We start from the raw sequence: 12,591 nt of genomic DNA on the forward strand, positions 1-12,591 counted from the left end.
CCTTATGGTCAACGTTCTCCACTTCACCGACGTCTCCGTCGTCCGGGATGGCACACCCATCCTCGACTCAGTGAACTGGAGTGTTGATGACGACCAGCGCTGGGTGATCCTGGGCCCGAACGGCGCCGGCAAGACCACGCTGCTGCAGATCGCCGCAGCCCTCATCCACCCGTCGAGCGGAAGTGCCGTGGTTCTTGACGAACCGATCGGACGCACCGACCTCTTCGAGCTGCGGCCGCGGATCGGGTTCGCCTCGACGGCGATGGCCCGCCGGGTCCCCGCGAACGAGAAGGTCCTCGATGTGGTGATGACGGCCGCGTACTCCGTCACCGGGCGCTGGACCGAAGAGTACGAAGCCATCGATGAGCGCCGCGCCCAGCGGGTGCTGGGCGAGTGGAAGCTCGATACTCTGTCCGACCGTAAGTTCGGCACGCTGAGCGACGGCGAGCAGAAGCGGGTGCAGATCGCGCGGTCCATCATGACCGACCCCGAGGTTCTGCTTCTGGATGAGCCGGCCGCCAGCCTCGACCTCGGCGCGCGCGAGGAACTGCTGCAGCTCCTCGGCGGCTACGCGAGCGAGTCGGGGTCGCCGGCGATCATCATGGTCACCCACCACGTCGAGGAAATCCCCCTCGGCTTCACGCACGTCCTGCTCCTGTCCAACGGCCGCATCGTCAGCGCCGGGCCCATCGCCGACGCGCTGACCGCGGAGTCACTGACCGAGGCGTTCGGTCTGTCCATCGAGTTGCACGAGACCGACGGACGTTTCAGCGCCCGCGCGATCTGACCGCCACCTGATGGCGGTCACAGCCAGTGGATTCTGCTAAACTCGACAGTCGGTCCTTGGGCCGCACGGTTTTTTCTGCCGCACCTGGCGAGTCTGTACTCGCTAATCGAAGCGCAACTCACCAATCGAACAGCAATAAGGAAGTCTTCATGAAGTCTGACATTCACCCCACGTACGCTCCCGTGGTTTTCCGCGACCTCGCGTCGGGTGCGACGTTCCTTACCCGTTCGACGGTCTCCAGCTCCAAGACCATCGAGTGGACCGACGGAACCACGTACCCGGTCATCGACGTTGAGATCTCGTCGGAGTCGCACCCGTTCTACACCGGCAAGCAGCGCATCATGGACTCCGCCGGCCGCGTCGAGAAGTTCAACTCGCGTTACAAGGGCTTCGGCAAGTAAAACCGCGCCATACCGCAGCATCCGGCACATCGAAAGGGCGACCAGCTTCGGCTGGCCGCCCTTTCGATGTTGCTGCTCTGGGTCTGGTGTCGCTGTCGCTCGGGTGCTGCCGGGTCAGCGTTCGGGCCAGCCGCCCGCCGCGACGAACGCGGGGTCGCGTTCGCGGCGCATGTAGGCCTGGAAGCTTTCCGCCTGCTGCACGGACCACTGTGCCTGGAGCAGGTGCAGCTCGCCGACTGTGACCGGCAGGGTCTTCACATGCGCCCGGGCGATGGCCTGGGCTACCCGGCCGGCCGCGATCGCATCCGCCCCGGAGTCGTGCGCGTCATCGAGGGGCACACCGTAGAACGCACTGGTCACTGCAAGGGTGCGCTTGCCCTTGCGGTACCGGTCGAGGGCCTTGTCGATGACGAGCGGGTCGACCACCGGCGACGGTGAGACCAGCGGGGCAACCCCGTAGCGAATCGACTCGCGGTTGAGCAGGGTGAGGTCGTAGGGCGCGTTGTACGCCACCAGAGGAAGACCCCGGGCGAGGTGCTCCCGGATCGTCGCGACGATCTCGGCCACCCCGTCGGCGGCGACCCGGCCGTTCGCGACGGCATGCTCGGTCGTGATGCCGTGCACGGTGGTGGCCTGGGCCGGGATCTCGATTCCGGGATCCAGGAGCCAGTCCACGCGTTCGAGCACCTCCCCGGTCACATCGATGATCGCGACGGTGGCCGACACAATGCGGCTCGTCTCCACGTCGATGCCGGTCGTCTCAAGGTCGAAAACGGCGAGGGTGTCACTCCAGTTGCTCATGGGGAAAGCCTAGGGCCGACCACCGTCATCCCCGGGCGCCTCGGGCGTCGGCCCGCTGGCAGGCCGGCCAGCACCGAGTCTTCGATCCGAAAGGCGATCGGGTTGTGGGAAAAGCAGTTGAGGTCCGGCTGGTTCAAGAAGAAGCGGCGGTCGTAGAACCGGCGCCGCACGGAGTCGAGGGCCCAGTTCGAGTTCTCCGTGTCTCTGTGGAGATGCGTCCGGCGTAGTCACCGGTCCCGTCGCCGTCGCGGTCTCCGAAGGAGCGCACCATCACCTCGGAGGACACGGCGCGGCGGTACCAGCGCGGGTCCCGGGTGACGCTTGACCGGGGCGGTGAAGCTCATTGCGTTCCCTCCCGCCCGAGGGCGTCCGGCGACAGCCGTCGGCCGCCCTAAACTTGGGACGATGAATGTTCCTTCGCCCTACGATTCACAGCTCGTCCGGATCCCTGTCAGGGTCCGGGACGTCCCGGTGCTGGGCAGCGAAACGCGGTATTGGGAGTACGGCGATCCAACCGCGCACACCACCATCGTGATGGTGCACGGCTTCCGCGGCGACCACCACGGCTTGGAGCCCGTGGTCGCCCAGCTTCCTGGATTCCGCATGATCTCACCGGACCTTCCCGGTTTCGGCGAGTCCGGCGTGCTCCAGGGGTGCCGGCACGACATCGCGGGCTACGGCCGGTGGTTGGCCGAGTTCGTGGCAGCTCTGGGTCTGACCGGGCGCAGGGTGGTGCTCGGGCACTCGTTCGGGTCGATCATCGTCGCGGCATCCGTCGCAGGGGGACTGCACGCCGACGACGTGGTTCTGGTGAACCCCATCGCCGCACCTGCCCTGGCCGGGCCGCGCGGCATCCTCACCCGCTTGGCGGTGTTCTACTACTGGGTGGCCGCGCGTCTGCCCGAACGGCTCGGCTTTGCCCTGCTGCGCAACCGCGTCATCGTCCGCGTGATGAGCGTGACCATGGCGAAGACGGGGGATCCCGGGCTGCGCCGTTGGATCCACAACCAGCACGACCGCTACTTCTCCGCCTTCGCGGATCGCCGGGTTGTGCTGGAAGCCTTCACCGCATCGGTCGGCTCCGACGTCAGCGAGTTCGCCGGTCGCATCCCGCAGCGCACGCTGCTGATCGCGGCGGAGAAAGACGACATCACGCCGGTCGCAGCCCAGTACCGGCTGCAGAAGCTGTTTCCCGATGCCACCCTGCAGGTGATCCCCGACGTCGGCCACCTGATCCACTACGAGGTGCCGGCGCAGGCGGCGGACGCCCTGCGCCGCTTCCTCGGCGAAACGGAGACGAAGTGAGAATCGTCTTCGATTGCCGTTACACCCGATTCGACCGGCACGACGGTGTCAGCCGGTACACGGCCGGGCTGGTCACGGAACTGGGCAAGCTCCACCCGGTCACCATGCTGATCAATGACCACCGGCAGCTCGACCTGCTTCCGGATCTGCCCTGGCAGCTCGTGAGTGCCCCGACCAGCATCCGGGAGCCGTTCATCGCCCTCCAGATCAACCAGCTCAAGCCCGACGTCGTGTTCTCCCCGATGCAGACGATGGGCTCCTGGGGCCGGAAGTACCGGCTGCTCCTCACCGTGCACGACCTGATCTACTACCGCAATCGCACCCCGCCGCGGGACCTGCCCGGTTTGCTGCGCCTGATCTGGCGGCTGTATCACCTATCGTGGTGGCCGCAGCGGATGCTCCTGAACCGGGCCGACGGCGTCGTCACCGTCTCCGAGACTACCCGGGACCTGATCCGGGACAACCGTCTGACGCGGCGGCCGGTCACGGTCATCCACAACGCCGCCGACACGCGGTCGACGCCGCCCGCCGGACGTGCCGCTGCGGAAACGGGTCGCCTGGTCTACATGGGCTCGTTCATGCCGTACAAGAACGTGGACACCCTGGTGCGCGCAGCCGCGGAACTACCGGGCCATGAGCTCCACCTGATGAGCCAGGTGAGCGACCAGGAACGGGAACGCCTGACCGCCCTGGCGCCGCAGGCGACGCTGGTGTTCCACAACGGCGTCACCGACGAGGAGTACCTGCGGGTGCTGGGCTCCGCGACCGCGCTGGTCACGGCGTCTCTGGACGAGGGCTTCGGCATCCCGCTCGTCGAGGCGATGAGCCTCGGCATCCCCGTCGTGGTGAGCGACATCCCGATCTTTCGCGAGATCGGCGGCGACGCTGCGCTCTACTTCGACCCGACCAGCACCGACGCGCTCGCTCTGGCTGTGCGGCGGCTGGGCGCGGGGGAGTGGGCGGCCCGCTCTACAGCCTCCGTCATCGAGGCGGAACGCTTCACCTGGCGCGATTCGGCCCGGCGGCTCCTGGAACTGCTCACCGGCACCGACACCGCGGATGACTCCGGTACGCGGACCGAGACGGCTACGGGCCCCGGCATCGACGCGGAGCAGCCGGTTCAGCCTGTGTAGTGCGTGTTCTCGGCTCGGCCGCGCAGGGTGGCGTCGAAATGCGTCAGCCCCAGCCGACCGTCCCGCCAGACGAAGTCGTGCACCGAGCCGTTGGCGATGATCTCGTTCTGGCGCGGCCGTTCCCCGGCCGTGCTATGGCGCAGCAGGGTTCCGATCACCCCGCCGTGACAGACGACCAGCACAGACTGTCCGGGGCGCGCGGCGGCCAGCAGCCCGAAGGCCGGCAGCACCCGGTCGAGCACCTCCTGGCGCGTCTCGAGGCCGGGAACGGGCACGCCGTCGGGAAAGCGACGCTGTCGTTCGGCGAATGTGAGTCCCTCGATCTGGCCGTGATGGCGCTCGGTGAGCTCCGGGATGACCTCCGGGCTCGGCAAGCCGAGCTCGCCGGCGATGATCCGGGCCGTCTCGTGGGCACGGTCCAGCGGGCTCGTCACGATGGTGTCCCAGCGCCGGGATCGCAACCTCAGGCCTGCCTCGGCGGCCTGCGCCCGGCCGGTCGAGTTGAGGGGGATGTCTGTGCTGCCCTGGATCCGCGTGTGCAGGTTCCACTCGGTCTGTCCGTGCCGCACGATCGCAAGTCTGGTCATCCTGCCGTTTCCGTTGTCGCGGGGGTGGGGGTGGTGGTGGACCGGGCCTGTTTCACGCCGGTGCGCCGGCGAGGCGGTCGGCCAGCCCCGCCAGCGACTCCGACGTGCCCGCCTCCAGCTTGAGCAGTGCCCGGCCGTCGCCCTTGGTCTCGCCGCGGTTGATCACGACGATCGGCAGCTTGCGGCGCCGGGCCTGTTCCAGCAGACGGATGCCCGAGTTCACAAACAGGGACGAGCCGGCGATGACCAGGGCCTCCGCACCGGTGACGAGCGCCGTGGCCTCGGTGAACTTCACCGTCGGCACCAGCTCGCCGAAGAAGACGACGTTGGGCTTGAGCATACCGCCGCAGACCGTGCAGTCGGGAATGGTGAAACCGTCGATGTCGGACACCTCCGCATCGCCGTCGGGGGCTGTGCGCACGTCGCCCGGTGTCATCAGTGTCGGGTTGGCCGCTTCGAGGCGCGCGGCCACACTGTCGCGGCCGAATGCCTGACCGCAGTCCAGGCAGACGACGAGGTCCAACGACCCGTGCAGGTCCACGACGTGCCGCGACCCGGCGCGGGTGTGCAGGCCGTCCACGTTCTGCGTGATGACCCCGCTGATCAGTCCGCTCTGCTCCAGCCGGGCGAGGGACCGGTGCCCGAGGTTGGGCTCCGCAGAGCGGAACCGGTGCCAGCCGAGGTGGCTGCCGGCCCAATAACGCTTGCGCGCCCGCTCGTCGCCGACGAAGGTCTGAAAGTTCATCGGGGTGCGCACGGGGGCACCCTTCCCACGGTAATCGGGAATGCCGGAATCGGTGCTCAGACCGGCTCCGGTCAGCACCGCGATGTGGCGACCGCGGAGCACCTCGGCCACGGTATCCAGAGCGGCGGCAGCGGCGCCGACGGCGACCGGAAGCGTTTCGGTGGTCATGGAACTCCATCCTGTGTACACCGAGTCTAAACTCGCCGGTTTTCGACTGGGGGAGGGAACTGGCAGGCTGGACGGATCATCCCCGTGAAAGGCGTCCCGCTGTGCAGATCGTCCCCATCGAAAACCTTGACCTGCCCGGTCTCTCCGACTACTCGCGCTTGACAGATGTCGCGCTCCGCCGTGTCTCCGAACCGGCCGGCGGGCTGTACATCGCCGAGTCCAGCAAAGTCATCACCCGCGCCCTCGCGGCCGGCCACCGCCCGCGGTCCGTGCTACTGCAGCAGCAGTGGCTGCCCGACGTGCTGCCGCTGCTCGCGGACTGGCCGGACGTGCCCGTGTACGTCGGCGCGGCATCCGTTCTCGAACGGCTCACCGGCTACAACCTGCACCGCGGTGCGCTGGCGGCGATGCACCGTCCGGATCTAGCGCCGGTGCACGAGGTGATCCGGGACGCGCGGCGCATTGTGATCCTCGAGGACATCGTGGACCACACCAACGTGGGCGCCATTTTCCGCTCGGTCGCCGGTCTCGGCGCGGACGCCGTCCTGATCACACCGCGCTGCGCAGACCCGCTCTACCGGCGCAGTGTGCGGGTGAGCATGGGCACGGTGCTTCAGGTGCCGTGGACCCGACTGCCGGAATGGAGCGAGGCCGCCCCGATGCTGCACGGGGCCGGTTTTCACCTCGCGGCACTGGCACTGTCCGACGACGCCGTCAGCCTCCCGCAGTTCGCCGGGAACGCGCCGGAACGGCTGGCCCTGATTCTCGGCGCCGAGGGCGATGGGCTCAGCACCCAGGCTCTCTCGGCCGCCGACACCGTCGTGACGATCCCCATGCTCCACGGCGTCGACTCGCTCAATGTGGCCTCGGCCAGCGCCGTCGCGCTGTACGCTCTGCGCGTCTGAACGCGGGCGCTTGGTAGAGTCGACGGATGCCACTGACCCGACGCCAAACGTTCCTTCGCCGTCGGGTTGCCTTTGCGGCGGCCCTGGTTCTCACCCTGGGCGGGGTCGGCTACCTGGCCGGCACGGGGCTGGCCCCGGTTCCGGCCGTGGCCGTCGAACTGATCGAACCGGCCGCGCTCACCCAGCCGGCCGCCGAGCTGATCTGGCCGGATGCCGGTGCGGGCGCCATCGGTGCCGTCGGCTACCCGGGGCTGCTCGGTTCCACCGGCGACCAGGAGTCGATGCCGATCGCGAGCATCACGAAGATGGTCACCGCACTCGTGCTGCTCGAGGAGAAACCCCTGAGCCTGAACGAGCCCGGCCCGGACATCCGGTTCGCCGACGACGACGTCGACATCTATTACGACGTGCTGGCCGAGGACGGCTCGGTCGCGCCCGTGTCCGCCGGCATGGTGCTCAGCCAGCGTGAGGCCTTCGAGGCCATGCTCCTGCCCTCCGCGAACAACTACAGCATTTCACTGGCGATCTGGGCATTCGGTTCCGTGGATGCCTACCTGGCAGAGGCCGAAACCTGGCTGGCCGCGAACGGTCTGACCGACACCGCGGTGGCCGACACGAGTGGGCTGTCGCCGGCCAGCGTGAGCAGCCCGGGCGACCTGGTCAAGATCGGCAAGCTTGTTTTGGCCGACTCCGTCCTGGCCGAGATCGTGTCCATGGAAACGTCCGACCTGCCGACCATCGGCACGGTCACCAACACCAACAAGCTCCTCGGCTCCAACGGTGTCACCGGGATGAAGACCGGAACCACGGACGAGGCAGGCGCCTGCCTCCTGTACTCGGCCGACTTCACGGTCGGCGGCGAGACCATCACCCTGGTCGGCGTCATGCTCGGCGGCGACACTCATCCCGAGCTGAATGCGTCGATCGTGGACCTGCTCGACAGCGTCGAACCCGGTTTCCGCGCGGTAAGCCTGGCCGACAAGGGTGCCGCCTACGCGACTTACGCCACCCAGTGGGGGCAGAAGAGTCGGGCGGTCGCCGCGGAGGCGGCATCCGCCGTGGTCTGGTCGGACACGCCCATCACGGCCGTTCCGGCGGCGCGCACGGTCACCCTCGGGGAGGTCGGCGACTCGGCCGGTGCGATCGACTTCCAGGTGGGGGAGACCACGGTGAGCGTGCCGCTGGTGCTCGAGCGCGAGCTGACCGACCCGGGTGCCGCCTGGCGCTTCACCCACCCGGCCGAGCTGGCCGCGGGCTAGTCGCACGTGAGGCCGGGCCGAGCCCGAGCGTGTGGCCAACTCAGGACATCCGTCGCCCGCACTCACCGGCCACTGCGGACCAGTGCCGAACCGGTAAGGATGCCCGCCCCAGCCGGTCGGATCTCCTGAGTTAGCCACAACTCCGGCCGGATCCGAAGCAGCGCCTGTCGGGTTCGGGCCCACCTCTCGCGCTCCGCCGTAGCCCCGCCGCCCGAACGAATTCGACGGAGTTTTTTCCCAAACCCGGCCGTAATCAACCGGAAACCCGCATTTTACCCAGAATCTCCTTCGAAATGGTTCGACACCGGACGCTGGTGACCGGACACCGTCGGCCGGACGCCGGACGCCGGACGCCGGACGCCGGACGGCGCGGGCTCGCCGCCGCCGAGCCGGTCTAGTGCCGGGGCTGGCTGAACGGCCGGGCATCTGGGCGCTTGGGCAGCACGTGGTCGCCGGAGGACTGGTGCCGGATACGGCGCAGAACCCACGGCAACAGGTACTCCCGCGCCCACTGCATGTCCTCCGTGCGGGCCTCCCGGAAGGTGCGCCCTGGCATTGGCTCGGGCTTCAGGGGTTCGAGGGCATTGGGCACGTTGAGATCGGAAAGCACCATCCGGGCGACGGTATGGTGGCCGAGGGCGTTCAGGTGCAGCCGGTCCGCAGACCACATGCCGGCATCTTGAATCTCGGTCAGCGACCAGAGGTCGGCGACGACACAGTCATACTTCGTCGCGACCGCGCGCAGGTTCTCGTTATAGATCGCGATCTTGCCCCGAATACCACGGAAAACGGGGGAGAAGCCCACATCGGCGCCCGTGAACAGCACGATGGTGGCGTTATCGCGACTAAGCCGGCGCACCTGCTCCTCGACCCGGGCGGCGATGAGGTCGGGGTCGGATCCCGGCCGGAGTACGTCGTTGCCGCCCCCGGAGAAGGTGATCAGATCCGGATGCAGCGCAAGCGCCGTCTCCACCTGTTCCACGCTGATCTGGCGGATCAGCTTGCCCCGCACGGCGAGGTTCGCGTAGGCGAAGTCCGGTGTGCCCTGGCTGAGCACCTCGGCGACCCGGTCCGACCAGCCCCGGTTCCCACCCGGACTCGTCGGCTCGGGATCACCCACCCCCTCGGTGAAGGAGTCGCCGAGGGCGACATAGCGGGACCACGGATGCATCGGCGTCGTCATTGCTCCATTCTCCCCCCGCATCACGGCGGTCCGTTCACCGGGTAAGTTCGTATGACGTGAATACTCCACCCCCTTTCGGTCCTGCCCAGGGGACGAGTGCAGCCGAGCATCTCTCGCCTTCGTTCCCGGAGCGTGCCGCGTGGGGCACGGCCGGCAAATTGCGGGCCTGGCAGGCGGAAGCGCTGGAAGCGTATTTCGTGCACCAGCCACGTGATTTCCTCGCCGCGGCGACGCCGGGCGCCGGCAAGACCACCTTCGCCCTGCGGCTCGCCGCCGAGCTGAAGGCCCGCCGACTGATCGACAGCATCACGGTGGTCGCGCCCACCGAGCACCTCAAGCGCCAGTGGGCGGATGCCGCGGCGCGGGCGGGCATCCGGCTCGACCCCAACTTCAAGAACGCCAACGGTCGCTACGGCAACCACTACCACGGCATTGCCGTCACCTACGCCCAGGTGGCCAGCCGGGCGGCCCTGCACCGGCAGCTGACCCAGTCCAACCGCACCCTTGTAATCCTGGACGAGGTGCACCACGGCGGGGACGCGCTGAGCTGGGGTGACGCAATCCGGGAGGCGTTCGAGCCGGCCACCCGCCGCCTCTCGCTCACCGGCACCCCGTTCCGATCGGACACCTCGCCGATCCCGTTCGTGAGTTACCTGCCCGACGAGCACGGCATCCGTCTGTCCCAGAGCGACTACAACTACGGGTATGGCCGGGCCCTCGAAGATGGCGTCGTGCGCCCGGTCATGTTCATGGTCTACGCCGGGCATATGAAGTGGCGCACCCGCGCCGGCGACGAGATGGAAGCCAAACTCGGCGAGGGTAACACCAAGGACATCACCTCCCAGGCCTGGCGCACCGCCCTGGAACCCACCGGGCAGTGGATCCCCGCAGTGCTGCGCGCCGCCGATTTGCGCCTCACCCAGGTGCGCCACGGCATCCCGGATGCCGGTGGCCTCGTCATCGCCACCGACCAGACCATGGCGCGCGCGTACGCGGCCATCCTGCAGGAGATCTCGGGGGAGTCGGTGACCGTCGTACTCTCCGATGAGAAGGAGTCGAGCGACCGGATCGACGAGTTCGCGCACAACACCTCGCGCTGGATGGTGGCCGTGCGGATGGTGTCGGAGGGGGTCGACGTGCCGCGCCTGGCCGTGGGCGTCTACGCGACCAGCGCCTCCACACCGCTTTTCTTCGCGCAGGCAATCGGCCGGTTCGTGCGGGCCCGGCGCCGCGGTGAGACGGCGTCCATCTTCCTGCCCAATGTGCCCAGCCTGCTCAGCCTGGCCAACGCGCTCGAGCTGGAGCGCGACCACGCCCTCGACCGCAGCAACCGCGACGACGGCGACGACGGCATGTACAACCCCGAAGACGCCATGGTCGCCGACGCCAACAAGTCGGAGAAGGCCTCCGACGACCTCGGCGAGGAATTCACCTGGCAGGCCATCGATTCCCAGGCCACCTTCGACATGGTGATGTTCAACGGCGACGAGTTCGGCGAGCTGGCGGAACCGGGCACCGACGAGGAGTTCGACTTCATCGGCATCCCCGGTCTGCTCGAGCCTGAGCAGGTCTCCGAGCTGCTGCGCCAGCGCCAGCACCGGCAAGCCAAGCGCTCCACCGACCGACGCAAGGATCCCGTCACCGGCGAGGTCGCCCCGGTGGACCCGCCACCGCTCTATCGCACGCTCAAGGAGCAGCGCACGCTGCTGGCGAGCCTGGTGGGCATGTGGTCGAAGCTCGCCGGTGAACCTCACGGCATGGTGCACGCCGAACTCCGGCGCGAGTGCGGCGGGCCCGCCGTCGCACAGGCCAGCGTCACCCAGTTGCAAAAACGGATCGACCTGCTCCGCCGCCGCCTTGGCCGCAGCTGACCCGCGGCGGAACCGCATCTGAGCGTCGCGGGTGCCCGTTCCGGGCGGGAGCGACCCGCTGAACGGCTACTCTCGACCGAAACGGCCTCTCAGGCGACGGCGTCCTGGGGTTCGGCGGCCGCGGAGTTCGGCACCACGACCTTCGCCACGTCGGGAGTGACGTCCATCACCACGTCCAAGGCGGCGAGGATGTCGGCGAGCAGGTCGTCGACGTGCTCGAGGCCGATCGAAAGGCGCACGATCCCGGCACCGGGCCGGGCGCCGGCCTCGACCGGGCGGTGGGTCAGGGAGGCCGGATGCTGCACGAGCGAGTCCACGCCGCCGAGGGAGACCGCGTGCGTGATCAGCGTGCAAGCCTCGGTGAAGCGCACGGCCGCATCGAAGCCGCCCGCGAGGTCGAGGGCGATGATAGACCCGGCCCCGTTCGCCTGACGGCCCAAAAGCCCCAGCGGGTCCTGCCCGGGCAGCCCTGGGTACAGTACCCGGGCCAGTGCGGGGTGACCCGCGAGGCGCTCCGCGACGGCGCCGGCGGTTGCTTGCTGGGCGCGCACACGCACCGGCAGCGTGCGCAGCCCCCGGTGCAGCAGATACGCGGCGAACGGATGCAGCACACCGCCGGTCAGGGCCCGCACCTGGCGCAGGCGCACCATCCAGTGCTCGGGGCCGGAGACCGTGCCGCCCATCACGTCTCCGTGGCCGCCCAGGAATTTGGTCGCACTGTGCAGCACCAGCGTGGCGCCCGAATCGACCGGGCGCTGGAGCACCGGGGTGGCGAACGTGTTGTCGACCAGCACCGGCACGCTGCCGGCCGCCGCGACCACGGCACGGATGTCGGTCAGCGCCAGCGTCGGGTTCGCTGGGGACTCCAGGATGACCAGCCCGGTGTCCGGCCGGATTGCCTGGGCAACCCCGTCGGGATCGACCCACGACACAGTCGTACCGAGCAGCCCGGTGGCGAGTACATGGTCGGTACCGCCGTAGATCGGCCGGAGGGCCACCACGTGGGGCGTGCCGCCGGCCACGGATGCGATCAGCACGGCCGCCAGCGCGGCCATTCCGCTCGCGAAGGCGACGGTGCCCTCGGTGCCCTCCAGGGCCGACAGCGCCGTTTCGAACCGGGCGACTCCGGGCTGCCAGAGTCGCTGGTACACCGCGGAATCGCCCTCGCGGATCGTACCTCCGGTGGCGAGGTTCTCGTAGGAGTCCCCGCCGCACTCGACTCCCGCCAGCGGATTGGTCGTGGAGAGGTCGATCACGGGCACATGCGAACCGGCCGCTGTCAGCCCGGCCATCCCGCCGTGCACGGCAACCGTGTCCGGGTGCGGGGCCGATGGCCGCAGGGCAGGTCCGCGGGGAGGCAGGGGCGGCAGCGGAAGCGTTGGCGTCATGCACAGACACAAACAGATTCTGCCGCACGGCGCAATCATCCTTGCAGACTCTTGCGAA

General features: G+C 68.7%; 12 protein-coding genes. 7 read left to right on the plus strand and 5 right to left on the minus strand.

Annotation, left to right across the window (positions count from 1 at the left end; genetic code table 11):
- Positions 1-4: 4 nt before the first annotated feature.
- Both E3T40_RS10170 and E3T40_RS10175 read left to right on the plus strand, forming a co-directional pair.
- Positions 5-787: an ABC transporter ATP-binding protein gene (locus E3T40_RS10170; protein WP_104102172.1), complete on the plus strand. Its 783-nt coding sequence runs from the start codon at positions 5-7 to the stop codon at positions 785-787.
- Positions 788-936: 149 nt separating this feature from the next.
- Positions 937-1,188: a type B 50S ribosomal protein L31 gene (locus E3T40_RS10175; RefSeq protein ID WP_104102169.1), complete on the plus strand. Its 252-nt coding sequence runs from the start codon at positions 937-939 to the stop codon at positions 1,186-1,188.
- Between the two features lie 114 nt (positions 1,189-1,302).
- On the opposite strand, the gene E3T40_RS10180 is transcribed toward E3T40_RS10175, so the two are convergent.
- Positions 1,303-1,989, minus strand: coding sequence for a 3'-5' exonuclease (locus E3T40_RS10180; RefSeq protein WP_104169932.1), 687 nt, complete (start codon positions 1,987-1,989; stop codon positions 1,303-1,305).
- A gap of 405 nt (positions 1,990-2,394) precedes the next feature.
- Between E3T40_RS10180 and E3T40_RS10185 the strand changes: the two genes are divergently transcribed.
- Together E3T40_RS10185 and E3T40_RS10190 are read left to right on the plus strand one after the other, a co-directional pair.
- Positions 2,395-3,294, plus strand: a complete 900-nt coding sequence (locus E3T40_RS10185; RefSeq protein ID WP_104194040.1) for an alpha/beta fold hydrolase — start codon at positions 2,395-2,397, stop codon at positions 3,292-3,294.
- Positions 3,291-4,427, plus strand: a complete 1,137-nt coding sequence (locus E3T40_RS10190) for a glycosyltransferase family 1 protein (RefSeq protein ID WP_104169930.1) — start codon at positions 3,291-3,293, stop codon at positions 4,425-4,427. The genes E3T40_RS10185 and E3T40_RS10190 overlap by 4 nt, the downstream gene beginning before the upstream one ends.
- On the opposite strand, the gene E3T40_RS10195 is transcribed toward E3T40_RS10190, so the two are convergent.
- Positions 4,415-5,014 (minus strand): histidine phosphatase family protein, encoded by a 600-nt coding sequence (locus E3T40_RS10195; protein WP_104169929.1) that lies wholly within the window; start codon positions 5,012-5,014, stop codon positions 4,415-4,417. The two genes, E3T40_RS10190 and E3T40_RS10195, sit on opposite strands and share 13 nt — an antisense overlap.
- Before the next feature lie 52 nt (positions 5,015-5,066).
- On the minus strand, positions 5,067-5,927 hold the full coding sequence (locus E3T40_RS10200) for a Sir2 family NAD-dependent protein deacetylase (RefSeq protein ID WP_134543365.1): 861 nt from the start codon (positions 5,925-5,927) through the stop codon (positions 5,067-5,069).
- A gap of 101 nt (positions 5,928-6,028) precedes the next feature.
- Between E3T40_RS10200 and E3T40_RS10205 the strand changes: the two genes are divergently transcribed.
- Entirely contained in the window at positions 6,029-6,832 is an 804-nt protein-coding gene (locus E3T40_RS10205) for an RNA methyltransferase (RefSeq protein WP_134543367.1), read from the plus strand.
- Between the two features lie 26 nt (positions 6,833-6,858).
- Positions 6,859-8,091 carry a D-alanyl-D-alanine carboxypeptidase family protein gene (locus E3T40_RS10210; RefSeq protein WP_134543369.1) on the plus strand — a complete coding sequence of 411 codons (1,233 nt, stop codon included), beginning with the start codon at positions 6,859-6,861 and terminating at the stop codon, positions 8,089-8,091.
- Between the two features lie 394 nt (positions 8,092-8,485).
- Here the strand turns inward: E3T40_RS10210 and E3T40_RS10215 are convergent, their stop codons facing one another.
- Positions 8,486-9,274 (minus strand): SGNH/GDSL hydrolase family protein, encoded by a 789-nt coding sequence (locus E3T40_RS10215; RefSeq protein ID WP_104169926.1) that lies wholly within the window; start codon positions 9,272-9,274, stop codon positions 8,486-8,488.
- 56 nt (positions 9,275-9,330) lie between these two features.
- Between E3T40_RS10215 and E3T40_RS10220 the strand changes: the two genes are divergently transcribed.
- Positions 9,331-11,145 (plus strand): DEAD/DEAH box helicase, encoded by a 1,815-nt coding sequence (locus E3T40_RS10220; RefSeq protein ID WP_134543371.1) that lies wholly within the window; start codon positions 9,331-9,333, stop codon positions 11,143-11,145.
- An 89-nt stretch (positions 11,146-11,234) separates the two neighbouring features.
- On the opposite strand, the gene E3T40_RS10225 is transcribed toward E3T40_RS10220, so the two are convergent.
- A complete protein-coding gene (locus E3T40_RS10225) occupies positions 11,235-12,533 on the minus strand; it encodes a PLP-dependent aspartate aminotransferase family protein (protein ID WP_134543372.1) in 1,299 nt (432 codons plus the stop codon).
- Positions 12,534-12,591: the final 58 nt, after the last annotated feature.

The organism is Cryobacterium sp. TMT1-19 (assembly GCF_004403055.1).
GTDB classification, from domain to species: Bacteria; Actinomycetota; Actinomycetes; order Actinomycetales; family Microbacteriaceae; genus Cryobacterium; species Cryobacterium sandaracinum.